We start from the raw sequence: 22,986 nt of genomic DNA on the forward strand, positions 1-22,986 counted from the left end.
TCGTATTTTTAGTTTTTTTCTAATGGAAATGAAACTGTTTCTTCTTTGCCATTAGTTTTCATGGTTACAATCAACTTGAAATGCTTTTCTTTGGAAAGATCAGTTACAACAATGTAGTTAGTTTTTTTCATTTCAAGTTTCAATGGAAGTTTTTTTCCTTTAATTTCAGCAACCGCATTTACACTAAGCTTGGGGCCAACAATACTTTTGTAATCATGACTGGAAATATAAATTTCAATAGCATCATCTTGCAAAACTTCTACAAAGGCATTGGCTGTTTTTTTAACAATTCCCCCGTACAGACTTTTTGCCGTTGCAGAATCATGTCCTTCATGAGCAAAAGCAATAGTGAACGAAAGCAATAGTGTGAGTAGGACCAATAGTTTTTTAAAAATCATGATTATCTCCTTGAGTATTTATTTCTAATGCTTTTTTTCCAAAATTATAAAAAATGACTGGAGTTACAATAATATCAAGTAAAGTTGAGCTTAAAAGCCCCCCTACAATAACAACTGATAGTGGATAGAGAATTTCTTTACCAGGTTCGCCTTTGGCTAAAATTATTGGAATTAATGCCAAGATGGCAGTCAGTGCAGTCATCAATACTGGTACTAACCTTTCTAAAGATCCTCTAATGATCATATCCTTATTAAAACTTTCACCTTCATATTTAACGAGATGAATATAATGTGTAATCATCATAATTCCGTTCCTACTCGCAATCCCACAAAGTGTTACAAATGCAACCAGACTAGCAAGTGAAAACGTTCTGTCTGTCAGATAGACGGCTATAATACTTCCAATCAATGCCAGAGGAATGTTTATCATGATTTGTAATGCGATCATTGTAGAATGAAAGTGCATGTAGAGAACAATGAACACGCCAACGATTGCGAGCATTCCTAAAAGTATTAATAACTGCATTCCTTTCTTTTGTGACTCTAGCTGGCCATCATAATTGATAAAGTATCCCTCTTTCAGTTTTAGATCTTTTAACTTCAATTCAATATCCTGAACAACAGTCTCTAGGTCCACATTTGATGTATTTGCAGAAACGACAATTCTTCTTTGTGCATTTTCGCGATTAATTACGTTTGGACCAGTTGCCTCGTAGACTTCGGCCACTTGAGATACTCTTATCTTTGAACCATCGGGCAAGACTTTAATTATCGTATTCTCAATTTTCGAAATATCTGAACGTGAATTATCATCAAAACGCATATAAACATTAAAGTACTTAGTATCTTCAAATAATTGAGCTACTACTTCACCTTTCAAAGCTTTCTCCAAACTTTCGGTAACTTCACCTACTGGCAAATTGTACTTACGGGCCATGTCTCTTTTCAATTGGATTTTAATTTGAGGTATTAATACTTGCTGCTCTACTTGTAAATCAACCAAACCATTTACTTCTTCAAGTTTGGATTTGATTTCATAACCTTTTTTACGGAGCGTATTCAAGTCAGGTCCGTAGAGCTTTATTGCAATAGCTGCACGAACACCTGATAATAAGTGGTCCAGTCTATGTGAAATTGGTTGTCCGATGTTGAAAACAACACCGTCAATTGATTTTAGTTTATTTCTAATGTCATTTAATACTACTTCTTTTTCTCGAATTTCAATATTCGAATTTTCTTTAGTTTTAAAATCTACGTCCAGTTCAGATGAATGCACGCCTTCAGCATGTTCATCTTGCTCTGCTCGCCCAGTTCTTCTAGATACTGAACTTACTTCTGGTACTGATAAAATTAACTGTTCAGCTTTTTGCCCAATTTTATATGATTCTTCCAGTGAAATTCCTGGCTGTGCTAATAGTCCAATGACAGCTGTACCTTCATTAAACTTAGGCAAAAAGTCTTTTCCGAGCTGAGGAACTAATGCCAGTGAGAGTAACAACATTAATGCAAGCGAGGATAAAACCAACCAAGGCCTATCAAGAGTCTTATCTAGAATTTTTCTATCGTATTTCTTTAAAAATCTTACTAAAAAACCATCAGGTTTCTCAAGAATATCTGATTTCCCAAGAAATAATGAACAAAGTACTGGTGTAACTGTTAATGAAACGAAGAGCGAAGCGATCAAAGAAACGATATATGAGATCCCCAAAGGAATGAATAGTCTTCCTTCTAAACCACCTAAGTAAAATAAAGGCAACATAACAAGAACGACAATAATTGTTGCAAAAACAATCGAATTTCGAACTTCTGAGGAAGCTTCAAAAATTACTGTTAAGACACTCTTTTTAACTTCAGCTTGTTTGTTTTCTTTAAGCCTGCGGAGTACGTTTTCAACATCAATGATAGCATCGTCTACTAGTTCTCCAATTGCTATGGCCATGCCTCCAAGCGTCATCGTATTTATCGACAAACCGAAAAATTTTAAAACAATAAAAGTTACTACAAACGATAGTGGAATGGCTGTTAAAGTGATAAGCGTGGTTCTGACATTCATTAGAAAAAGAATAAGAACGATGACTATGAATATTCCGGCATCTCTTAATGCCTCTTCAACATTGTTGATTGAATTTTTGATGAAATCTGCTTGTTTAAACAAATGAGAATGAAGCTTCACACCCTTTGGCAAAGTCTTTTCCATTGATTTCAAGACTTCATCAATTTTTTCAGTCAATTCAATTGTGCTTGCACCGGGTTGCTTAGCAACGCTCAAAATTACTCCAGGTCCACCATTAATTCCAGCATCCCCTCTTTTAATCTGTGCATCGATTTCAACTTTTGCAATATCTTTGACCAGTACTGGTCGACCTAAATGCTCGCCTACAACTGTTAGCTCTAAATCTTCAATGGTCTCAGCACGCGCAAGGTTTCTTATAAGATATTCCTGTCCTTCTTTATTGAGATAACCACCAGTTGTATTTTGGCTTATTAGATTGAGATTCTTTTCAACTTCATCTAAATTAAGTTGATAAAAATTTAACTTATCTGCTGAAATTTTAATTTGAAATTGTTTTACTCCGCCGCCAATTGATATAACTTGGGAAACACCTGCAATACTCAACAACCTTGGCTTGATGACCCAGTCAGCATAAGTTCTTAAATCAACCGGAGTAATTTCACTTTGTGCTTTTTCATCAATTGATAAACCAATGAGCTGTATCTCGCCCATGATCGAGGATATAGGACCCATTACCGGAGTAACATTAGCTGGAAAATGTTCTTCTGCCTCAATCAGCTTCTCTGAAACTAATTGCCTGTTTCGAAAAATATCTGTTCCCCATTCAAATTCCACATAAATTACTGATAGACCAACTCCCGAAGTTGATCGAACACGATTAACACCGGGTAAACCATTAAGAGCATTTTCTAGTGGAATGGTAATAAGTGTTTCAACCTCTTCTGGCGCCATACCTTCAGCTTCAGTCATAATATTAACTGTTGGTCTATTTAAATCGGGAAACACATCTACCGGTAGATTTGCGACAATAAATCCGCCATAGATAAGTATCGCAACAGAAAGAAAAACAACAACGAGTCTATTCTTCAAAGAAAATTTAATGATACTATTTAACATGATAAACCTTTATTTGTGACGCCCGATTAATTCAATTAATTCTTCAATTTTCTCGTTTGCTTTTTCTTTATTTTTTTCATGTAAAGCCTCGCTAACGCAACTTGAAAGATGAGTCTTTAAGATAGAATGTTCGATTGCCTGAATGGCTGATTTAGCTGCCCTGACTTGAATCAGAATATCTGGACAGTAACGTCTATCTTCAATCATCTTAAGAATGCCTTCTAGCTGGCCTTTAACCCTTTTCAACCTAACACCCTCTTTTGAGTGATCAGGGTGAACTTCCATTTGGCAATCTGATTTAGCTTTTTTAACTTTAATGACTGATTTCTGATTCTTGGTCACAAAAAACTCCTAATATACGTATACCCTGCATAGGTATGAACAAGAATAACATGATACTCAACCCGGGTGTCAATTAAAAGGAATACGTAATGACTATCAAAATTGTGACTTTGCTCTCTTTACTTCTTTCTACAGAAACACTTTTTGCCCACGGTATGAACAAGCATGGACCACATGGCGGGTACATTAAGATGCCAGGCGCTTTTCATACCGAGCTATTAGATAAAGGAACTGTTATGCATGTTTATCTATTAGACATGAGTTTCAAGAATCCAATCATAACTGATTCAACTGTCAAAATTAAATACAAAGGGAGCATTGAATCAGAGTATTCTTGTACGAAAAGCATTAATTACTTCGTTTGTGAAAAACCAAAAAATGAACTTAGGAGTTACAAGGAAGTGATCATTAATGCTGTCAGATCTAATAGTAAAGGAAGAGATGCAATCTATTCACTTCCACTACAATTATAAGGTGAAATGAAAATGACGACTACTTTTTTGAAAAACAATAAGAACTAGAAAGCTAAAACTAAAAAAGGCCCTTAACGGGCCTTCTCAAACTATTACTATATCAAATGTGCTTACTCTGAATATACGAGCGCACCACCTTTTATTCTTTCAATAACATCTTCAAAATATCTCATTTCAAGTGCTGGTCAGCCCCTCGGGTGATGCCCACATTCCTTGAACCACACAAAGGCAGGTCTTCTTTATTTCTCTTGATTCCAAGAGGTTTTGCAATTCTTGATTGATTTCTGATTTTTTAAAGACCACTAGTATCTTTATCTAATCGATGAATGAGGTAGAGCTCTTGGTAGTTTTGTTTTAGGAGATCGTATAAGTTGGGACGTGATCGATCGAGAGTTGCATGGACGATCAACCCTGCTGGTTTTTCAACAATGAGGAGTTGATCGTCTTCATAATATTTTATAATTTCTTTAGTCATTATTCACAGTAATAACTTTCATCGTATTGTGCTTTGCATGACTTATAAGCTCTTGCTCTTTTCATGTCATATCTCTCATACTCACAACCTAGTGAACCGTAGGCTCCATCGTCTTCATTAAATGTACATTTATAAACCATTGGCCCAACTTCAAATCCACCTTTGTTTTTTTGAATAACCACTTCACCGATGTAAATGCTGTGATTAATCTGAGTAAGTTCTGGTGAGTTAAAAATAACTTTTCCATGCTTAATAGGTGCTTTTTCTGCACTTGGAAAGTAAGGGCCTCTTTCAGCAAAAGCTAAAGTCGAGAAAAGGCTTAATGATAAGATCATAATTGCTTTCATAATAGAGAACTCCTTTTTGAATATTTTTCTTAAGGAGCTTATATCAAGAGCTATGCATTCCTTCAAGTTTAGTGAACGATGAATGGGCAACTGTATAATTTTTATACAGCTAGTATGTTTTCATGCACCTATAAATACTACGCTTTTTGACGGCATTGGAGTTGCAAAATTGTTCCTTGATATTGACCTGACCCCAAATGCTAGACTACTTTTAATCTCACATCCTGATCAAAACCGTTTATCTTATTCATTTCAAATTGCCTAGTAAATTCTTCTGGAGTCAGACCGTTCAAAGAGCTGGGAGGTCTGAAGTTGTTGTATTCTTTTCTCCATTCTTCAATTAAAACCTTTGCTTCTTCAAGTGTTGAGAACCAATGCTGATTCAAACATTGCGCTCTAAATTTTCCGTTGAACGATTCAATAAACGCATTTTGAGTTGGTTTTCCTGGTTCGATAAAATGTAATTTAACGTTGTTTTTCATCGCCCATAATCCCAAATCTTTTCCAGCAAACTCCGGCCCATTATCTACAAAAATGACTTCAGGCAATCCAATTTTTATTTTCAAACTATCGAGCGCTCTTGCTACTTCGGCCCCTGTCATAGTTGTTCCTACGTTTATCATTGGGCAATTTTTAGAAAACTGATCAATGACAGTAAGGCACTTAATTTTTCTAACGCTAAAACATCTGTCATGAACAAAATCCATCGACCACGCTTTAAGAGGAGCATCTGGTGGAACTTGAGCTACTCGAAGATGCCTCGATCTTTTGTTTTTCTTTTTTAAGCGAAGCGAGAGTTTTTCTTCTTTATAAATTCTCTCTGTTCTCTTGTGGTTTACGACAAGATCTTCTCTTTTAGCTATCTCATGTAAAGTTCTTAGGCCAAAGCCTGGATGCTTGTCTGCAAGTTCTTTTAAACGGTTTCTAAGCTTGATTTCTCCAGCGTCTTCAACTTCTCTGTAATAGAAAGTTGCTTTTTGTAAATTAAGGATTCTGCAGGCCCTAGAGCAGCTCATCCTATAGCTGTCTCTTATGTAATTTACCATTTTCCGCTTTAATTTAGGGCCTACCACTTTTTTGAATTGATATCCTTCAAAATCAGATTATCAAGAGAGAGATTGGCGACAAGACGTTTAAGTTTGGCGTTCTCAGCTTCAAGCTCTTTCATCTTTTTAAGCTCGGCCACTTCAACGCCGTTGTATTTTCTTTTCCAAGCATAAAAAGTGGCGTTCGTAATTCCATGTTTTCTACAAACTTCCAGAACCGTTGAAGTACCTGACTGCGCTTCTTTGAGAATGGCGACGATTTTCTCTTCGCTGAACTTTGATTTTTTCATTTTTTATCCCTCTACATGTTAAAGTTTAACAGAGTGTGAGGTTTTGAATAGTCCAGTTTTTTGGGGTCAGGTCAAAATCGATAAAAGATCTTGATAAATATATAAACTCATCCCATAGATTCCATCATTCCCCAAACTATCGCTAACTTTTCATCTGATAGTTTCTTCATCTTGGAAAAACAAAGATCAATAATTTCATCCCTTAACTTTGCCTTGTGAAAGTTCCTCTCAAAATCTGAATAAGTGAAACCATAGCAAGTAACAATATGAGAAATTCTTTCTTTATCAAGAGTAATGCGTCCGTTTTCAATATGCCCTATTGTGGGCCTTGAGTACCCACATAAAGCAGAAGCTTGATCTTGTGAAATATCTTTCAATCTACGCAAACTTTTTAAAACTTGAGACTCTTTCGTAATTAATTTGCGGTAACTTCGTCGATCATTGTTTGTGATAACAATTTTAACTCTCTCGCTTTTTGTAATTTTTTTCCCACGCTTAATTTTCAAAAACTCTTCATTCGTAATCCCAATTGCCTTAATAATATTTTGCAGACGCTCCACTGATAATTTATCCCTTCCATTCTCTATTTTTTCAATTGCCTTATAGGAAACATTTAATTTCTTCGCCAAATCTTTACGCGACAAGCTCTTTAAAATTCGGGCCCTTTTTAATGCTGTAGCATGAGATTTAGTCACTCTTTCTTCGTTGGACATTCCTAGCATTTTTTACTCCTTTGTTTGCATTGCCAGCGTCCGCTCTCTAAAAAAATGTCTATGGAAAACTTACCAAACAATCAAAAAATGCTACCAATTCGTGCTACCAAAATTTGACTTGCTACCTACGCAGCCAAATTAAAAGCCAAAAAAAGCCAACCCTAGAGATGTCTAGAGATGTTTCATTTTTTAATCGCCTGGATACAAAAGAAGCAACAGAGAAGAACTCGCAGAACTTATTGATTCTGTTAGTTTAAATATTTTTGGTAGTTAGCAGTATTTGGCATAAAAAAAGCCGAACTTAAATTCGGCTTCTCTTTTTTATAAATTTTTTGTTCCAGAAAAATGGTGGACCCATGCGGGATCGAACCGCAGACCTCAACACTGCCAGCGTTGCGCTCTCCCAGCTGAGCTATGAGCCCACTTACGTGAAGACCTATTATTGAATAAAATTTTCAGCTTTGCCAGTTTTTAGATCAACTTTCTTTAACGCATGATCTCCTGTATTCACAACAATCAATTTCCCGTCTGAGACAAGTACATCGTTTGGCTCTTTTAGCCCACGAGTAAGAGTTGAAAGCTTCCCACTCTTCACATCGTAAACACGAATGGCATTGTTATAAGTGTCCGCCAGGTAAACCTTATCGGCCGTCGCAAAAACTCCTGTCGTATGTTGCATTAGAGCACTCGCCTTATCCCCATCTTTAAGCCCAAAATCAAAAAGCCCTTTCCCAATTAGGGTCGTAATCTTTCCATGGTCTAAAACGCGCAGAGAGCTCGTCTCCGCATCAACAAAGTATAGCTTTCCATTAACCAGAGAAAGCCCCGACGGCTGCGATAAAGAGTTAAACGGCAAGATCCCATCATTAATTGATTCTTCTCCGCTTCCGGCCACCACGCGGGCCTGTTTCGTTTTGATATTAAAACCTAAAAGTTGATGAGTTCCGGCCATGGCAATGGTCAACTCATCTGGTGACGTGAATTTCACATCCCAAGGAGAGGCCCAGATGCTTCCGCGTTTCCCGTCGCCTCCGATAGTCGTGATTTTTTTTGTTTTAAAATCGTAAGCGCGAAGAGCATTGTTTGCTGTATCGGCAATATAAAGAATACCGTCTTTAAAAGCTGTTCCCTGAGGACGAGAAAGAGTGTCTGCACTAAATCCTTCTTTCCCGCTTCCAATACGCATGAATTCTGTGCCGTTCTTTTCTAATCCAACAATTTGATGGTGGCTTGAATCAGTTAAGAAATAAACTGAGCGGGCAGGCTTCCCATCAAGAGAGAAACTTTCCACTTCAATAATCTTTGAAGGAAATTTAAAGCGCATCTTATGGTTGTCATCTTCAACTGCGACGATTTTTTGATTGATCTTTCCTTTGAAATTCTTAACCAATGCCGCAATGTCTTTATCCAGGTCATCTCTATGCCCCTCGCCTGAATAACCTTTATAAACACGGCCATCAGGTGAAACCAGCACCAATGTCGGCCAGGCCTGAACACCAAAAGCATTCCAGATTTCAAACTTCGAATCATTAATCACCGGGTGATGAATCCCGTAGCGGGCGGCGGCCTTTTTAATTTCAAAATTTCCCTTTTCGTTATCAAACTTCGCAGAGTGCACGCCTAGGATCACCAGGTCTTTAGGGTATTTTTTTTCCAGGAAGTCTAAGTCTGGAATCACTTGCATGCAGTTAATGCAGCCATAGGTCCAAAAGTCGACTAAAACGATTTTCCCTTTGAGATCCCCTACCTTAAGTGGCGATTTTGTATTGAGTATCGGCGCTGTTTCTAAGAGCACTTTTAAGGCCGTTGTGTCGTTTTTCCCTTGGGCAAAAGTATTAAAACTAATAGCAAGAATAAGTAAAATAAATAGATTTCTCATTATCTTCTCCTCATACATTCTTGACCAAAATTGACGTGAGCGAAGTCTTCCTGATATGATATAATGCTGTCCAACCCTGCACTTTCAAAAGAGGTACCCAGAATGGGAATTTTTATTAATCGTACTCTTAATCTAAAGAAAATCAAAGCCATTGGCTTTGACATGGATTATACGATCGTTCGTTACAACTCAGAGGCCTTCGAGAGATTTACTCATCAGGCCACATTAAAAAAACTTGTTAGTGATAAGAACTATCCATCAGAGATTTTAAAACTTGAATTTGATTTCAAGCGCGTTATCCAAGGTCTTGTTATCGACAAATCAAAAGGAAATCTACTAAAGGTTTCTCGCTTTGGAAAAGTGAAGTCGTCTTACCATGGACTTTCTCCACTTGATTTCAAAGAGCAACAACGCATCTACGGAAATGGCGTTATTGATCTTTCTGATCCACACATTCAAAGTTTGGATACAAACTTTGCGGTGTCTAACGGTGTACTTTACTCACAGTTAGTTGACCTGAAAGAAAAAGGTCTCGCTCTTCCAGACTTCGACACTCTTGCGGTAGAAATCAAGGAAGCGCTGGATGTTTGTCACTCAGACGGGACACTAAAAAATCACGTGCGCAACAACATCTCTCAGTTCATCATTCAGGACCCTGAAGTGGTGGCGCTGTTTGAACGCTACAAGCGTTACGGGAAAAAACTTTTAGTTATCACTAACTCTGACTTCAACTACACGAAGCTTCTTCTCGACTACACGATCAATCCGTTCTTAAAAGAACACAAAGACTGGTCTGAGCTTTTTGAGATCACGGTAACTCTTGCGAGTAAGCCAAGATTCTTCACGATCAAGACACCGTTTCTTTCAATTGACCCGGCAACAGGGCTTATGAGCAATGCTGAAGGGAAAATCACGAAAGGGATTTACCAAGGTGGATTTGCCGGAAAACTGCAAAAAGACCTGGGACTTGAAGGTGATGAGATCCTGTATCTTGGGGATCATATCTACGGTGACGTTGTAAGTATTAAAAAGACGTTTAACTGGAGAACGGCTCTTGTTTTAGATCCTCTAGCTGAAGAAATTGAAGCGATTAAAAAAAGCGCTCCTATTCAGGCTGAGATTGATAAGCAAATGCTAATCAAAGAAAACTTAGAAACAAAACTCAATGAACTTGATCTTAAAAAGCACGAGTTCCATGAAGAAGTTCCAAAAGAAGAGTTAAACAACTTGTTTGCGGAAATTGATAAGGTCAACTCGACGATCTCTGATTTATTAGAGCAACACCGTCAGTTCTTTAACCCATACTGGGGAGAGATGATGAGAGCTGGTCTTGAAGAGTCGCGCTTTGCTGACCAGGTAGAAAAGTATGCTTGTATTTATATGACGAAGGTCTCAGACCTGATTGAATACTCGCCGAGAACGTATTTCCGTCCTCACCGCCGCGTTCTGCCTCACGAATCTTAAATCTATTCCTTTGGCCTGTTACTCAATACAGCAGAGTTTCAGGCCAAGGCTTTCCATCTTAAATTCGTTTTCAATTTGTCCGATTAATTTTTTGATATCAAAAGGCTTGGTGAAATAGTTTCTCGCTCCGGCAGCGATACACACTGTTGCTGAATACTCTGACTGACCAGTGAGAAAGAAAAAAATGGGAGCAGATTTCATTGTCTTTACAAATGACAAAACATCGGGCCCATTCCCGTTTGGCATTTTCAAATCTGATAAAAGGATGTCACACCTTTCTTTTTTTAAAATCTCAATTGCATCGTTACCACTGCCAGCAGCGATCACTCTGTGCCCTTGAGCACTAAATCCTTCTTTAAGGATTTCCAGTACCATCGGTTCGTCTTCAACTAGGAGAATTTTAAATTTTGTCTTGCTCATGGCCTCATTCTAATAGAAGGGCCGAACGCTTTGAACTGGTAAGAAAATTCCGCTCGATAAAAATCACTGAGAAACAAATGATTTTAGTGCAGTTTAAGTAAGCTTTTATTTACGAAGGAATACTTATCTTAAGAAAGAGCAATCTCAATAGATAATTGTAGGAGTAAACCAAATCTTTCTGATTAATCCATTCTGGATTTCGTTGATACTGACCACCTCAATCCCATTCGGGTATCTGGCCGCCCCATGTACGATTTCATGATCTGTAACATAATTTCCACAAACAATTCTGCTTTTAATGACCAAATTGAGCTTAGGGCTTGATTCAAAAAGTTTTGTAAAATCCTCTCTCACGTTCTCTTTGCCATTTAAAACTCTCTGTGAATCGTGAAGGTTAAAAAATTCAATGTCGTCTGTAAAACATGAAAGAAATTTTTCCATATTTCTTTCATTGTAGGCTTCAACTTGTTTTTCCATGATTGCTTGAGCTTGATTCATACTATTCCTGTTTGACTCTAAGAGAAGAGTTCTCTCCAACAAATTTTAAAAACTGCAGATAGATCTCCCATGCCTTCGCGCCATAACCTCCGGCCATAACATATGACTGAGGAATATTTCTCTCTTTAAAAAACTGATAAAGAAACTTATCGCGGGCAAGCATCTGCTCTTTAGAAAGATTAATAAAGGCTGCACTTGGAAGTTCATCATGTTCATAAGGATCGGCCCCATTCACGACGATAACGACATCTGGATTAGGAAAGCGCTCTTCCATATCTAAGAGACCTGCTTCCAGGCGCGCTAAATACTGATCATCCTCACCTACATCAATCCCTACATCGATTGATGAAGGAATAAACCATGGGGCGCGGACAGTTCCTGAATTGAGTGGCCAGCCTTCTTTCATATGAATAGAAAAAGTTCTGATCGTCGTATCATTTTGTAAAATTTCCGGGGCACCATCACCTTTATGAACATCGACATCGACAATCCATGCAGTCTTGATTGCGCCTTCGTTTTGTAATTTTCTTAATGTGATGACAATGTCATTGACCAGACAAAAACCACGGCCGGCAAAACTCATCGCATGGTGCATGCCTCCGCCGAGGTGATAGCTGAAGCCATTTTTAAGTGCGTACTTCGTCGAGTTGTACGTCATCGAGACTTGCATAAGAATGGTTTCGACCAACTCTTTCCAATCTCGCTTTTGATTTTTTGGATTGTATCTTTCAAACTTACCTTGATCATTAACCAGTTCATAACACTGATAAATCTCCCCTTGTCTCTCGCCTGCTGTCCCCAATAAACGATGGATAAAATCTTTATTGTGAACGCGTTCAAGGTCTTCGCGAGTGATGCGTGGAAGAGTTTTTAAATCGGTGTATTCAAGAAAAGGATAAAGATACTTTAAGGCAGAAAAAACGTGCGCAGCTCGTTCATCCACGATTGGGATCTCGATTCCATATTCGCTAAAGCGTAGATCACAATCGGGATGATAAAAGATCATTGATTAATTACCAGATTTGACAGTCGATCTGTGCCCAAGCTTGAACCATTGGATCGTAGAAGTTCGAGTGAATATAAACGTTCGCAGCAGCACCTGGATAAATAACAAGTCCATTAACCCATGAGTTAAGGACAACACCTTGCCAAGTTCTTCCGAAAGCATTTCCGTTACAAACAATTGGACGGTAAGTTGTGTTCCATACACGAGCAGTAGCAACTTCGCGGTTAACGAAAAATTCCATTTGCGGAACAAATGCAAAAGCTTGTGAAGATAGAGTTAAAAATGTGATTGCAGATAAGATGAATTTCTTCATTTTAGGTCTCCTGATGATGCATTTTAAGCTCGTCTTTTTAATCATTTTTGCGCCGGTTGTGCAAGGGCGATATACTCTTGTAACTGTTCGTTTTTTGGTAAATTTTTCGTAGCTTTTAGGAGCGACTCAAGCTGAGCTTTGCTCTTTGCGCCACAGATGGCCACTGAGAGCTCCGGAAAACTTAGGTTATAGGCCAAAGCAAGCTCCAGACCCGTATGGTGATTTTTATCTAAAACCGGCCAGAGTTTTTTCATCGCTTCGAACTTGGCCGAGTTGTCCATGTCTTTCCACCAAGGCGCCCATGAACGGCAGTCGCTTTTATCATAAGCTTTTCTCGTTTCATCTACGCGTCCAGTGATAATCCCTTTATCCAGCGTACCCCAGCTCATAAAGCTGATGTTTTTTTCTTTCAGGTAAGGAAAAATTTCAGTTTGAACAAACTTGTTAGTGAATAAGTTAAATTCAGACTGCACCACTTCTACGCGGTCAATTTCAAACGCCTTATTAAGCTCGTCTAAGTTAGTGTTGCATAGACCGATATGCTTAATTTTCCCCTGGTGTTTTGCCTTAGAGAGCACTTCCATTGTCTTTCTGATATCCACGCGGGCATCAGGCCAGTGAACCATGTACAGGTCAATAAAATCCGTATTTAAATCGCGCAGAGACTGCTCCAGCATTTTTTCAGCAATCTTCGGATCATTGGTCATGTCGACACGCTTATTCTCATGCCAAGTCACCCCTGACTTTGAAACCAGGAAGACCTTCTCGCGCATGTTTTTAAATGCTTTGCCCATTCTTAGTTCTGACAATCCAAAACCATAAATTGGAGCTGTATCAAAAATTCGGATTCCGCCCTCATAGGCCTGGTGTAAGAGGTCAATAGATTCACCTTCGCTAATTTCACCAAAACCGTAACCTCCTCCTTCTCCGCTGATAGCGGCGCCACCGAAGGCAATTGGGAGTGAACTAACCATTTTTAGTAATTGCGTCATATGAACATATCCTTGTGAAGCTTTTCTAATAGGTGTAATAATAAACACCTAAATTTTAATCTGTACAGGAATGAGAGCATTCGTCATGAAAATGTCCCCGCGGTTTTTCTTTTTCCTAAGTTCTGTTTTAGTTAGTTGGTCTTCTTTTGCTGATTCAACGACATTGGTCGAAAACTTTCGCTCTCTGCAGGAAAAGTCTAAGGACACTTCGCCAGAATTAAAAACTGTAAGGGCCTTTCGTTCCCAGAAAAAAGCAGAAAACTACACTCGCTTCACAAGCCACCTTCCCAACGTCAACTTAGTTTTAAAAAGAGAAAAAGACTTCTTTGAAGATAAAAACGCCGCTCTTCGCGCGCTCGGGATTGGAGTTCTAAATTCTTCATGGGCCATCCAGTACGAATGGTCGCTGGTGAATTTCAACCAGATTCAAAACACCAGAAAGTCTTTTGCCGAAAAAGATAAAAGTGAAATTGATGTTGAGATCAAAGAAAGCGAATACCCTATTCAGTTTACGACTTACTTCCTGAACTACTTGCTGGCCAAATATAAAACGGCGGCAGTAGAGAACTCGCTAAAAAAAGCTGAGACAGGAAAAAAAGAAGCTCAGCTTGGATTTGATCTGGGACAAAAAACAAAGATTGATGTTCTTCGCTCAGACGCCAACTTAGTTTCTCTGACTTCAAAAAAGACTTCTTATATCGAAGAAGAGCAAAACGCGAAAAACCGTTTTGTTGAATATACTGGTCTTGAACAAAAAGACTTAGACTTTGTTTCCAACCTGAGTGAAGAGCAGATTTTAGAAATGATTAACTCGCTAAGCACTGTGGCCGCAAAAAAAGAAGTTCCCAACTTGACAGCAAGTCCTAAATACCAAAGTCTACAGATGGAAGAGAAGATCAACCGCCTGGCACTTTCAGACTTCACGAGAAACGAATACCCTGATTTAAGAATCCAGGGCTCTTATACAAACGCGGCTGAAAACTGGGAAGGGACAATTCATAACCCAACCCGCTCGCATACAGTGGCCTTAGTCCTGACGATTCCTCTTTTTAGCGGTGGAAGTTTTGCTTCAAGCCACTTTGAAAAATACTTTGCTAAAAAACAAATCGAATACTCAATCGGTTTAAAAAAACAGCAACTGGAAAATGACTTAAATACGACACTGATTCGTATCAATGCTCTGGAAACGCTGGTGTCATCACTGACCTTGAACGTATCTCAGTTTGAAGAGCTCTATCGCTTAACTTCAAAATCATATCAATTAGGAAAGAGTTCACTCTTTGAGCTGCTGGAAGTTCAGGATGATCTGCTTGATTCTAAAATCAATCTTGCGCAAAACAAGATTCAATTCTACACCCTTTCACAAAATTACCTATGGCAGGCCGGCTTATGAAAAATATTGTATCTCTTTTAGTTCTTACTCTTCTTCTTGCTTCATGTGGAAGCAAAATTGAAGTCACTGGGATTAAGCTAGGAAAAGGAACAGTTGAAAGCACTGTCACAACAACAAACTCAGGAACCGTTGAGGCCAAACAACAAGCAGAGCTTGCTTTCGGAACTCCCGGACGTATTTCAAAGATTCACGTGTCTCTAGGAGATAAAGTCAGTCAGGGAACTGTGATTGCGGAGCTTGAGAATGCGGATCTTCGAGCTGTGTACAACGAAGCTCTAAAAGACTACGAAAGAAGCCAGGAGCTTTATAAAAACGGGCTTGTGTCTGTGGCCAACCTTGATGGTGTTAACCGCGCCAGAGAAGTAGCAAGAATCAACTTAGATAAAACCATCATCAAGGCCCCTTTTGATGGAATGATCACTGCTTTAAATTTAAAAGTTGGTGAGTTCTACCAAAGTGGAGCAAGTCTTGCGACGACGGATAAAAAGATCGACGTTCAGATCATCGATTTAAAAACTCGTTTGATTAAAGGTGAAATCGATGAAGTCGATTTGCAAAAAATTCAGATCGGACAAGATGCCAGAGTCAAAATCCCGGCGATGAAAAACCAAATCATCAAAGCCAGACTTACTAAAGTTGTTCCGTTTGTCTCGACAGTTAAGGATCAGGACAGAACAAGCCAAATCGAACTGGAAATTTTAGAAAACCAAAATCTGATTCCAGTTGGTGCATCTGCTGACGTAGAAATTGTGGTTGAAGCAAAAAAAGATGCATCGATTCTTCCGGCCATGGTTTTAACTGGTGTCGGTAAAAACCGTTCAGTTTTCGTGATTGAAGATTCAAAGCTTGTTAAGCGCCCTGTAAAAGTAGGAACTGGAAACTACGAGCGCGTGGAAATTCTCGATGGTGTAAAACCAAACGAACTGGTGGCAAAGCCACTTGAAGGAATTGAACTCACTGACGGCATGAAAGTAAAAGTCAAAGAAGCGACCTGGTTATAGGATTAAAATGTCTCTTATCGAATTAAAAAACATTCATAAGAATTTCATCATGGGTGAAGAAGAGATTCATGCCCTGAATGATGTTTCGATTAAAATCAACGAAGGTGAATTCACATCTATCGTTGGTGCTTCAGGTTCAGGGAAGTCAACCATGATGAACATCATTGGTCTGCTCGATCTTCCAAGCGATGGAACCTACTATCTGGATGGAACAAACACAACCGAGATGAACGATGATGAGCTTTCTCATTACCGCAATCAAAAGATTGGCTTCGTTTTCCAAAGCTTCCACCTACTACCCAAAGCTTCTGCTTTAAAAAATGTGGAAATGCCGATGCAGTATGCTTCGGCCTACAATAAAGACCTTACAGACGCTAAGATAAGAGAAATGGCCCTCCAGACTCTGGATAAAGTTGGACTCGCTTCGCGCGTTCACCACCTTCCCAATGAACTCTCAGGTGGACAACGCCAACGCGTGGCCATCGCCAGAGCACTGGTGAACAATCCAAAAATCCTCTTGGCCGATGAGCCAACAGGGGCGCTGGACTCAAAAACGTCAGAAGAAATTTTAAACCTGTTTGAAGAACTTAATAAACAAGGTGTAACAGTTATCATTGTTACCCACGACAATAACGTGGCCCGTAGATGTAAACGCGTCCTGCGCATGTCAGATGGAAAAATCCGTGAGGAGTCCGTATGATCATGAAAAAAATTGTCATCAACTCTTTTGAAGCCTTAGTGGAAAACAAACTCCGCTCAATGCTGACGATGCTTGGAATGATTATCGGGGTAAGCGCCGTGATCCTTCTCGTCTCAGTCGGGACGGGAGCAAAACGCTACATCACCAATGAATTTGAAAGTCTCGGGACGAACATGATCATGCTTCAACCCGGGCGAACTGATAAAGAATCAACCATGGGTCCTCCGGTTTCTTCGAGTAAAGGAAAACTTCTTTTAAGCGACGTTGAGGCTCTGCAAAGATACGCCACTTCCCTTTCGGCCGTCTCTGGTGTCATGTTCGGCGCCGGTGTGGTTAAAACCGAACAAGGGACAAACAACATCAACATCCTTGGATCAAATGACCAGTTCATCAAGATCTTTAACATGGTCATCATTCAAGGAAACTACATCAGCAAAGAAGATGATGAATCCGGAAAACGTGTGGTCGTTTTAGGTTACAACGTTAAGAAAAACCTCTTCGGCGAATCCATGGCCTTAGGTCAGCTGGTCAAAGTTAACGACAGTGAACACAGAGTTATCGGGATCGTTAAACCTACCGGCGATAAGATGGGCTTTAACGTCGATGACATGGTTTTCATTCCGACGAAATCTGCTCTTAGATTATTTAACACCGATAGGCTCTTTGGTATCAGGGCCGCAGCTAAAACCAGAAATGGTCTTAATGATGCCGTTAAAGACATCACAGAAATCTTAAAAGAGCGCCACAACGGCGAGGAAGACTTCACCATCATCACTCAAGTGACTATGCTTGAGAGTATGAACACGATTTTAAACATGCTGACCTACGCTCTTGGGGCCATCGCTCTTATTTCGATGCTAGTTGGTGGTATCGGGATCATGAACATCATGCTGGTGTCGGTCACTGAAAGAACCAGAGAAATCGGTATCCGCCGGGCCGTGGGTGCACGCCAAAGCGACATCTTAAAACAATTTATCATTGAAGCCGTGGTGATTTCCGTTTCAGGCGGACTCGTGGGGATTTTTATCTCAGCTGTGATCACTTATACTCTTTTCTTCTTTTTTCCTGGCTTTGATATGCGCCCGCCGTTTTGGATCATTCCTCCGGCCTTTTTCCTTTCTTTTTTCACCGGACTTATCTTTGGAGTCTGGCCCGCACGAAAGGCCGCACGTATCCAGACGATTGATGCTTTAAGGTACGAATAATGAAACTTTTAGTTTTCGCTCACAGAGGAGAGGCCCAGGCCTTCTTCAATCAATGGGAATTTGCCCCGGTTGAATTTTATTTCAGCGGTCTTTTTAAAACAAAAAAATACTACCTGCTTATTACTGGTGAAGGATTAAAAGACGCCAGCGAAAAAACCGTTGCCGTCATCGCCAACTTCAAAGAAGAGTTAGATGAAGTCATCAATATCGGAATCGCTGGAAGCTTAAGTCCTAAACTTAAAATCGGCGATACCGCTTGGGTGAGATCAAGTTATGCTCAAAACGCTGAGAGATGCGAGTTTAAGTCTTTTACGACAACTCAACACTCTGGCCTCGATTGCATCAGCGCTTATTCAAGAGTCACAACTCTCGAAGAAAAGAAAATGCTTTCTAGTTTTGCCGACATGGTTGACCGCGAACTCTGGTCGATTATGAGTGCCGCTCACCTTTTTTCTCTTCCGGCCTTTGCCTTAAAGCTTATTTCTGATGAAGCAGAGTCTGATGATTTCTGTAAATTAGTCAAAGAAGAAGCCCCTGCCCTTTCTAAAAAAATGCTTCAGGCCTTTTTAGAACGCGAAGAAAAGACAGTGAAAAAAGCCGTCGCGGTTCAGGCCGAAACGCTGGAAGATAAGCTTCTCACCCACCCCAAGCTTTATTTTACGACATCACAAGCGCGAAAACTTCATACCGTCCTTAGAGGTCTTGCAATAAAAAAAACGATGAGTGAAGAAGACATTCTGACCACTCTTTCAAATATCATTGAAAGAGAAGGATTGGAGCGCACTCCTAAAGAACTAAGTAAAATCCTTCTCATGAGACTGGATCAAAAACTAAATCCACTCATCACTAAAATCAAAGAAAAAATCACTCAGAATCTAAAACCACTGATTGAAACAGGTGCTCAAGTGAGTTTTGATCCTGAATTAGAGCAAGACTATGTTCAGCTCAATTTCCAGATCAGAAACACCAAAGATCAAAAGAAACTCATTCTCGCTCTGGAGCAGTTTAATTACCAGAAGATCAAAGAAATCTTCCAAGGGAACCTGGGCGATGATGTTTGAAAAAATCTTCATTGAAGAGCATTTAAAATCACACCCGAAAGTTCAGGAAATCCAAACGAGATTTCCCGAGAGTGAATTTAAATTCATCAAAAAAGTTGAAGACGTTTTTGGCAGAGTCAAAAAACCGTATTTACAAAAACGCACCAATCTCAACTTATTTATCGGAGAGAAAAAAGGACAGCTCGTTAAGCCAGCTCCTCCAGCTTATGGATTATCAGGTGAGCCTCACTACTACTTTGTTCACGCTTATAACTGCATTTACGAATGCAACTACTGCTACCTGCAAGGATATTTTCAATCTCCCGACATCGTGATTTTTCTTAATCACCAAGAAATTGGCGACGAGATTAAGCGCTTAGCAGACGAGCATGCTAAAAATCATCCAGGCGAAAAAATCTGGTTTCACGCTGGAGAATACAGCGATTCATTAGCGCTGACTCACTTAACAGGTGAACTTCCCCACTACTTTAATCTCTTTAAAAATCTGCCGAATGCTTACCTGGAACTAAGAACTAAATCAGTGAACATTAAAGAACTCATTAAGCTCGAGCCTTCTCCTAATATTGTAGTGAGCTTCTCCCTTGCGCCTGAACACAGGGCCAAGATGAACGACTTAAAAACACCGGGCCTAAAGGCCAGACTTCAGGCGATTCGCGACCTGCACGAGCGCGGCTTTCCTATCGGAATTCACTTTGACCCGATTATTTACGACGACAAGCTGGAAGAGTCCTATTCCGACTTGATCCATCAACTCTCTCTCGCTCTTCCTCCTGAGGCCATCCGTTATATTTCTATCGGCGTGGTTCGTTTTACTAAAAACGTTTACCATCAGGTCTTAAAAAATTACCCCGACTCGGATTTTCTCATCGATGATTTTGTAAAAAGCTTCGACAACAAAATCCGCTACAACCGCCCCACTAGAATGTGGATTCTAGGCAAAGTAAAATCCCTGTTAGTTGAGGCCGGAGTTCCGGTGGAAAAAATCTACGAGTGCATGGAAGACGAATGATTAAAGACCTTGAACTCGAAGAAAATCACATCATCGAAAGACAGTTTCCCTTAAACGAAGAAATCATCTCTCTTTTAAAGGCCGAAAACTGGCGCGAGCTCGATCAGTACTTCCTAAAAGCAGAGAAACCAGGCGGAGTCCTCTTTGACTTCTTAAAACCGCTTTTAGACTTTGAGAGTATCGAACACATCATCGCCATCAGGAGTGCCCCCGAAGATGAAGACGGAATCTGGCACGATGACGGTTCCCGCATCCTGGGTTTTTCCCTTTCTTTAACTCAAAACCATGCCCAAACAGTGGGTGGCGAGCTGAGATTTAGGCCCAAAGGCCTTCCGGAGTACCATAAAATCACTACCCGTCCGATGGGAACGATCCTGATCTTTAAAACGGGAATTTATGGATTTGAGCACATGGTGAGTGCAGTTACAGAGGGAAAAAGGGTGGTCATTGCCGGATGGTGCTCCTAGACAAGGGGCAGCGAAAGCGGCTAACACAGGGAGCTAAATAAATGAGTATAGAAAGCTTCTTGTCATTTTGCCCCTATTGAGTTATCTTTTTGACTCTTTTTAAGAATTTAATAAATAACTACTATCTTTAATAAAGGATTTTTTATGGCACGCACATGTGATTTAACAGGAAAGAGAAGACTACTTGCCAACAAAGTTTCTCACGCTAACAACAAAACAAAAACTAAGAAACAAGTTAACCTACATACTAAAAAAGTTTTCGATCCAGCGACTGGTTCAGTTGTTCGTCTAAAACTTTCTTCTGCAGCGATCCGTACTCTTGATAAAGTTGGTTCAATCACTAAGTACGTTAAGAAAAACGCTCACCTTTTCGAATAATAAATTAAAAAAATTTAAAAAAAAGTAGGCTTCCTTTTACGGAAGCCTTTTTTTTGGGTATTAGTTGTCTTCAATTTAGGAGATGTTCATGAAAAAACTAATGCTGGTCTTACTTACCTCTCTCACGATCGCCACTTCTCTTTTTGCCAAAGACGGAGTTCCAAGACAAAAAATTAATCTTATTGGAGAGCTTCTTCCCTCAGCTCCTAAGGCCATTTCTGTTAAAGACATGGAGTCGTTTAGAAAGCCTGAATCAGTCACGATATTCGATCCCTACAATAAAAATATTAAAACTGTTTTCTACGGGTTTTACCTACATGAATTAGTAAAGGCCTATGCAAAACCAGACTTTAAAACTTTAAAAGTTGTGGCCATTGACGGTTACAAAGTCGACATACCAAAAGCAGACATCATCAGTGCCAATCTTTTTATGAGCTACAAAGATGACAAGGGTTACTTAACTGTAGACCGTATGGGGCCAGGCAGGATTGTTGCTCCAGTTAATGGAATCATTCATAAAGACTTATTACTTAAGATCGGTATTTATTGGGTATGGCAGGTGAAGTCCCTTGAGTTTTCTAAAAAATGATGAAACTCAACGACTTTAACCGCAACTCCATCATTACGGGAGTGCTCCTGAACCTGATCATGACGATTATTTTTATCGTCTTTATCATTTTAGGTTACAAGAGCACGAGCGAGAATGCGGCCATTCAGGATGACACCTTCAGGACTCACTTCCAGTCGAGGCTTATTCTCAAGTCTATTAATGGACTTAACCATTCACGCGCAGATATTCTTCTGGGTCTAGAGCATAAAGACCCTGAGCTGATTTCTACTGCCGAAGACCAGGTCCTTGGCGCCAAGTCTAACTATCACCTTCTCTTATCTGAACAGAGCTTAAATCAAACAGCGCGTGTTTCAAATGCTTTTGAAAAACAGTTCACTGAACTGACAGATCTTTATGATCAGATTTTTGCCAACGAACGTCCTCTGGAAAATAAAGCGCTTTTACACGCAGTGATTGAAAAGACAACAACCCTCATTACCAGTATGCATGAGGAGGAGAGCTCCCTCTGGGTGGATGAGGCCATGAAGCTTCACGCTTTTTCCAAAGTTAAAGTGCGAAACCTGCATATTTTCTACGGGCTGACCCTATGTTTTGTAGTGATCCAGTTGGTGCTTATTTATTTCACGATCGTGAAATACCGCCTGAATAAAAAAATCAATCTTCAACACGAAAGATTAGTCCTTCAGACTCGCCTTTCAACTCTGGGGATGATGAGTGCCGAGCTCGCTCACGAAATTAACTCTCCTTTAATGGTTATTGATGGAAGGCTGCGCATTCTTCACAATGAGCTTCTTTCACAGGAACAAACCAGCGACAAGTCTCTTAAAAACATTGAAATCATCAAGCGCAACTCTCAACGCATCCAGGGCATTATTAAAAGCTTTAAGACGATGTCAAAAAGCGGAGAAAATGATGACTTTGAATATTTTGAACTCTCAACTATCTATGAAGAAGTTCAGGACCTGGTAAGCCAAAAAATTAACGATGAGAAAATTGATTTTAAAATTAGTAGCATTCCAGATGACACCAAGATTCTTGCCAGAAGAATCCAGATTGTCCAGGTGCTCACAAATTTGATTAATAACTCCACTGACGCCATTCGCGGGACTATTAATCCCTGGATCAAGCTTGAAAGTGTCATAACACCGGAAAAAATTGTGATTTCAGTGACAGACAGTGGACTGGGAATCCATGAAGACCATGTGGAAAACATCTTTGATCCATTCTACTCGACCAAAGGATCTGCTGAAGGAACAGGGCTTGGCCTTTCGATATCTAAAAAAATCATGCGCGAGCACGGTGGAGACCTTCACTATAACCGCTTGTCGACTCATACTCAGTTTATTTTGACCTTCCAAAATAAAAAGGCCCGCGAAGATCGCGGGCCCGATAGTTCATCAATTCTTTCTTAACAC

The 22,986-nt window shown here is 39.7% G+C and carries 25 protein-coding genes, 1 tRNA gene and 1 pseudogene; 12 read left to right on the forward strand and 15 right to left on the reverse strand.

What is annotated here, in order from left to right; all coding sequences use genetic code 11:
* Positions 1–8: 8 nt before the first annotated feature.
* From ACN20O_RS02225 to ACN20O_RS02235, 3 genes are read right to left on the reverse strand one after another with little or no spacing between them, the layout of a single operon-like run.
* Entirely contained in the window at positions 9–398 is a 390-nt protein-coding gene (locus tag ACN20O_RS02225; protein ID WP_491636776.1) for a hypothetical protein, read from the reverse strand.
* Entirely contained in the window at positions 388–3,528 is a 3,141-nt protein-coding gene (locus ACN20O_RS02230) for an efflux RND transporter permease subunit (RefSeq protein ID WP_491636778.1), read from the reverse strand. The genes ACN20O_RS02225 and ACN20O_RS02230 overlap by 11 nt, the downstream gene beginning before the upstream one ends.
* Positions 3,529–3,537: 9 nt before the next feature.
* Positions 3,538–3,870, reverse strand: a complete 333-nt coding sequence (locus ACN20O_RS02235; RefSeq protein WP_491636780.1) for a metal-sensitive transcriptional regulator — start codon at positions 3,868–3,870, stop codon at positions 3,538–3,540.
* 89 nt (positions 3,871–3,959) lie between these two features.
* Between ACN20O_RS02235 and ACN20O_RS02240 the strand changes: the two genes are divergently transcribed.
* Positions 3,960–4,343 (forward strand): hypothetical protein, encoded by a 384-nt coding sequence (locus tag ACN20O_RS02240; RefSeq protein ID WP_491636782.1) that lies wholly within the window; start codon positions 3,960–3,962, stop codon positions 4,341–4,343.
* Positions 4,344–4,635: 292 nt separating this feature from the next.
* Here the strand turns inward: ACN20O_RS02240 and ACN20O_RS02245 are convergent, their stop codons facing one another.
* From ACN20O_RS02245 to ACN20O_RS02275, 7 genes and pseudogenes are all read right to left on the reverse strand, one after another.
* Positions 4,636–4,818 carry a pseudouridine synthase gene (locus tag ACN20O_RS02245; RefSeq protein ID WP_491636784.1) on the reverse strand — a complete coding sequence of 61 codons (183 nt, stop codon included), beginning with the start codon at positions 4,816–4,818 and terminating at the stop codon, positions 4,636–4,638.
* Positions 4,818–5,165 (reverse strand): hypothetical protein, encoded by a 348-nt coding sequence (locus ACN20O_RS02250; protein ID WP_491636786.1) that lies wholly within the window; start codon positions 5,163–5,165, stop codon positions 4,818–4,820. The genes ACN20O_RS02245 and ACN20O_RS02250 overlap by 1 nt, the downstream gene beginning before the upstream one ends.
* A gap of 200 nt (positions 5,166–5,365) precedes the next feature.
* Positions 5,366–6,181, reverse strand: coding sequence for an IS3 family transposase (locus tag ACN20O_RS02255; RefSeq protein ID WP_491636788.1), 816 nt, complete (start codon positions 6,179–6,181; stop codon positions 5,366–5,368).
* A gap of 56 nt (positions 6,182–6,237) precedes the next feature.
* Positions 6,238–6,501 (reverse strand): annotated as a pseudogene (locus ACN20O_RS02260) (transposase); the annotation flags it as partial.
* Positions 6,502–6,608: 107 nt separating this feature from the next.
* Positions 6,609–7,223 carry a helix-turn-helix transcriptional regulator gene (locus tag ACN20O_RS02265; RefSeq protein WP_491636790.1) on the reverse strand — a complete coding sequence of 205 codons (615 nt, stop codon included), beginning with the start codon at positions 7,221–7,223 and terminating at the stop codon, positions 6,609–6,611.
* A 337-nt stretch (positions 7,224–7,560) separates the two neighbouring features.
* A tRNA-Ala gene (locus tag ACN20O_RS02270) sits at positions 7,561–7,636 on the reverse strand.
* 17 nt (positions 7,637–7,653) lie between these two features.
* Complete coding sequence (locus tag ACN20O_RS02275; RefSeq protein ID WP_491636793.1) at positions 7,654–9,093, reverse strand: thioredoxin-like domain-containing protein; 1,440 nt, start codon at positions 9,091–9,093, stop codon at positions 7,654–7,656.
* Positions 9,094–9,195: 102 nt separating this feature from the next.
* Between ACN20O_RS02275 and ACN20O_RS02280 the strand changes: the two genes are divergently transcribed.
* On the forward strand, positions 9,196–10,557 hold the full coding sequence (locus tag ACN20O_RS02280) for an HAD-IG family 5'-nucleotidase (RefSeq protein WP_491636795.1): 1,362 nt from the start codon (positions 9,196–9,198) through the stop codon (positions 10,555–10,557).
* A gap of 18 nt (positions 10,558–10,575) precedes the next feature.
* Here ACN20O_RS02280 and ACN20O_RS02285 read toward each other — a convergent pair whose 3' ends face one another.
* The 5 genes from ACN20O_RS02285 to ACN20O_RS02305 form a co-directional block, all read right to left on the reverse strand.
* Positions 10,576–10,977 (reverse strand): response regulator, encoded by a 402-nt coding sequence (locus tag ACN20O_RS02285; RefSeq protein ID WP_491636797.1) that lies wholly within the window; start codon positions 10,975–10,977, stop codon positions 10,576–10,578.
* A 144-nt stretch (positions 10,978–11,121) separates the two neighbouring features.
* Positions 11,122–11,475: a nuclear transport factor 2 family protein gene (locus ACN20O_RS02290; protein WP_491636799.1), complete on the reverse strand. Its 354-nt coding sequence runs from the start codon at positions 11,473–11,475 to the stop codon at positions 11,122–11,124.
* A gap of 1 nt (position 11,476) precedes the next feature.
* Positions 11,477–12,481, reverse strand: a complete 1,005-nt coding sequence (locus ACN20O_RS02295) for a histone deacetylase family protein (RefSeq protein ID WP_491636802.1) — start codon at positions 12,479–12,481, stop codon at positions 11,477–11,479.
* Positions 12,482–12,488: 7 nt separating this feature from the next.
* Positions 12,489–12,794, reverse strand: coding sequence for a hypothetical protein (locus ACN20O_RS02300; protein WP_491636804.1), 306 nt, complete (start codon positions 12,792–12,794; stop codon positions 12,489–12,491).
* Positions 12,795–12,835: 41 nt separating this feature from the next.
* Positions 12,836–13,786, reverse strand: a complete 951-nt coding sequence (locus tag ACN20O_RS02305; protein ID WP_491636806.1) for an aldo/keto reductase — start codon at positions 13,784–13,786, stop codon at positions 12,836–12,838.
* Positions 13,787–13,856: 70 nt separating this feature from the next.
* On the opposite strand from ACN20O_RS02305, the gene ACN20O_RS02310 reads away from it, so the two are divergent.
* The 10 genes from ACN20O_RS02310 (at position 13,857) to ACN20O_RS02355 (ending at position 22,983) form a co-directional block, all read left to right on the forward strand.
* Positions 13,857–15,179, forward strand: coding sequence for a TolC family protein (locus tag ACN20O_RS02310; RefSeq protein WP_491636808.1), 1,323 nt, complete (start codon positions 13,857–13,859; stop codon positions 15,177–15,179).
* Positions 15,176–16,180, forward strand: coding sequence for an efflux RND transporter periplasmic adaptor subunit (locus tag ACN20O_RS02315; RefSeq protein WP_491636810.1), 1,005 nt, complete (start codon positions 15,176–15,178; stop codon positions 16,178–16,180). The genes ACN20O_RS02310 and ACN20O_RS02315 overlap by 4 nt, the downstream gene beginning before the upstream one ends.
* Before the next feature lie 7 nt (positions 16,181–16,187).
* Positions 16,188–16,880, forward strand: coding sequence for an ABC transporter ATP-binding protein (locus ACN20O_RS02320; protein ID WP_491636812.1), 693 nt, complete (start codon positions 16,188–16,190; stop codon positions 16,878–16,880).
* Positions 16,877–18,085, forward strand: a complete 1,209-nt coding sequence (locus ACN20O_RS02325) for an ABC transporter permease (protein ID WP_491636814.1) — start codon at positions 16,877–16,879, stop codon at positions 18,083–18,085. The genes ACN20O_RS02320 and ACN20O_RS02325 overlap by 4 nt, the downstream gene beginning before the upstream one ends.
* Entirely contained in the window at positions 18,085–19,146 is a 1,062-nt protein-coding gene (locus tag ACN20O_RS02330; RefSeq protein WP_491636816.1) for a 5'-methylthioadenosine/S-adenosylhomocysteine nucleosidase family protein, read from the forward strand. Before ACN20O_RS02325 ends, ACN20O_RS02330 begins: the two co-directional genes overlap by 1 nt.
* Positions 19,136–20,155 carry an SPL family radical SAM protein gene (locus tag ACN20O_RS02335; RefSeq protein WP_491636818.1) on the forward strand — a complete coding sequence of 340 codons (1,020 nt, stop codon included), beginning with the start codon at positions 19,136–19,138 and terminating at the stop codon, positions 20,153–20,155. The genes ACN20O_RS02330 and ACN20O_RS02335 overlap by 11 nt, the downstream gene beginning before the upstream one ends.
* Entirely contained in the window at positions 20,152–20,622 is a 471-nt protein-coding gene (locus ACN20O_RS02340; RefSeq protein ID WP_491636820.1) for a 2OG-Fe(II) oxygenase, read from the forward strand. Before ACN20O_RS02335 ends, ACN20O_RS02340 begins: the two co-directional genes overlap by 4 nt.
* A 144-nt stretch (positions 20,623–20,766) precedes the next feature.
* Entirely contained in the window at positions 20,767–21,000 is a 234-nt protein-coding gene (rpmB, locus tag ACN20O_RS02345) for a 50S ribosomal protein L28 (RefSeq protein WP_102244253.1), read from the forward strand.
* Between the two features lie 88 nt (positions 21,001–21,088).
* Positions 21,089–21,589, forward strand: a complete 501-nt coding sequence (locus ACN20O_RS02350; RefSeq protein ID WP_491636823.1) for a hypothetical protein — start codon at positions 21,089–21,091, stop codon at positions 21,587–21,589.
* Positions 21,586–22,983, forward strand: coding sequence for a sensor histidine kinase (locus ACN20O_RS02355; protein WP_491636825.1), 1,398 nt, complete (start codon positions 21,586–21,588; stop codon positions 22,981–22,983). The genes ACN20O_RS02350 and ACN20O_RS02355 overlap by 4 nt, the downstream gene beginning before the upstream one ends.
* Positions 22,984–22,986: the final 3 nt, after the last annotated feature.

This window comes from Bacteriovorax sp. As-1 (genome assembly GCF_058446905.1).

Coding starts and splice junctions, on each gene's coding strand:
- ACN20O_RS02280 (WP_491636795.1), top strand. CDS start 9,196: ATGGGAATTTTTATTAATCGTACTCTTAATCTAAAGAAAATCAAAGCC.
- ACN20O_RS02275 (WP_491636793.1), bottom strand. CDS start 9,093: ATGAGAAATCTATTTATTTTACTTATTCTTGCTATTAGTTTTAATACT.
- rpmB (WP_102244253.1), top strand. CDS start 20,767: ATGGCACGCACATGTGATTTAACAGGAAAGAGAAGACTACTTGCCAAC.
- ACN20O_RS02305 (WP_491636806.1), bottom strand. CDS start 13,786: ATGACGCAATTACTAAAAATGGTTAGTTCACTCCCAATTGCCTTCGGT.
- ACN20O_RS02355 (WP_491636825.1), top strand. CDS start 21,586: ATGATGAAACTCAACGACTTTAACCGCAACTCCATCATTACGGGAGTG.
- ACN20O_RS02350 (WP_491636823.1), top strand. CDS start 21,089: ATGAAAAAACTAATGCTGGTCTTACTTACCTCTCTCACGATCGCCACT.
- ACN20O_RS02250 (WP_491636786.1), bottom strand. CDS start 5,165: ATGAAAGCAATTATGATCTTATCATTAAGCCTTTTCTCGACTTTAGCT.
- ACN20O_RS02240 (WP_491636782.1), top strand. CDS start 3,960: ATGACTATCAAAATTGTGACTTTGCTCTCTTTACTTCTTTCTACAGAA.
- ACN20O_RS02310 (WP_491636808.1), top strand. CDS start 13,857: ATGAGAGCATTCGTCATGAAAATGTCCCCGCGGTTTTTCTTTTTCCTA.
- ACN20O_RS02255 (WP_491636788.1), bottom strand. CDS start 6,181: ATGAGCTGCTCTAGGGCCTGCAGAATCCTTAATTTACAAAAAGCAACT.
- ACN20O_RS02290 (WP_491636799.1), bottom strand. CDS start 11,475: ATGAATCAAGCTCAAGCAATCATGGAAAAACAAGTTGAAGCCTACAAT.
- ACN20O_RS02225 (WP_491636776.1), bottom strand. CDS start 398: ATGATTTTTAAAAAACTATTGGTCCTACTCACACTATTGCTTTCGTTC.
- ACN20O_RS02295 (WP_491636802.1), bottom strand. CDS start 12,481: ATGATCTTTTATCATCCCGATTGTGATCTACGCTTTAGCGAATATGGA.
- ACN20O_RS02325 (WP_491636814.1), top strand. CDS start 16,877: ATGATCATGAAAAAAATTGTCATCAACTCTTTTGAAGCCTTAGTGGAA.
- ACN20O_RS02315 (WP_491636810.1), top strand. CDS start 15,176: ATGAAAAATATTGTATCTCTTTTAGTTCTTACTCTTCTTCTTGCTTCA.
- ACN20O_RS02330 (WP_491636816.1), top strand. CDS start 18,085: ATGAAACTTTTAGTTTTCGCTCACAGAGGAGAGGCCCAGGCCTTCTTC.
- ACN20O_RS02300 (WP_491636804.1), bottom strand. CDS start 12,794: ATGAAGAAATTCATCTTATCTGCAATCACATTTTTAACTCTATCTTCA.
- ACN20O_RS02335 (WP_491636818.1), top strand. CDS start 19,136: ATGATGTTTGAAAAAATCTTCATTGAAGAGCATTTAAAATCACACCCG.
- ACN20O_RS02265 (WP_491636790.1), bottom strand. CDS start 7,223: ATGCTAGGAATGTCCAACGAAGAAAGAGTGACTAAATCTCATGCTACA.
- ACN20O_RS02340 (WP_491636820.1), top strand. CDS start 20,152: ATGATTAAAGACCTTGAACTCGAAGAAAATCACATCATCGAAAGACAG.
- ACN20O_RS02245 (WP_491636784.1), bottom strand. CDS start 4,818: ATGACTAAAGAAATTATAAAATATTATGAAGACGATCAACTCCTCATT.
- ACN20O_RS02230 (WP_491636778.1), bottom strand. CDS start 3,528: ATGTTAAATAGTATCATTAAATTTTCTTTGAAGAATAGACTCGTTGTT.
- ACN20O_RS02285 (WP_491636797.1), bottom strand. CDS start 10,977: ATGAGCAAGACAAAATTTAAAATTCTCCTAGTTGAAGACGAACCGATG.
- ACN20O_RS02320 (WP_491636812.1), top strand. CDS start 16,188: ATGTCTCTTATCGAATTAAAAAACATTCATAAGAATTTCATCATGGGT.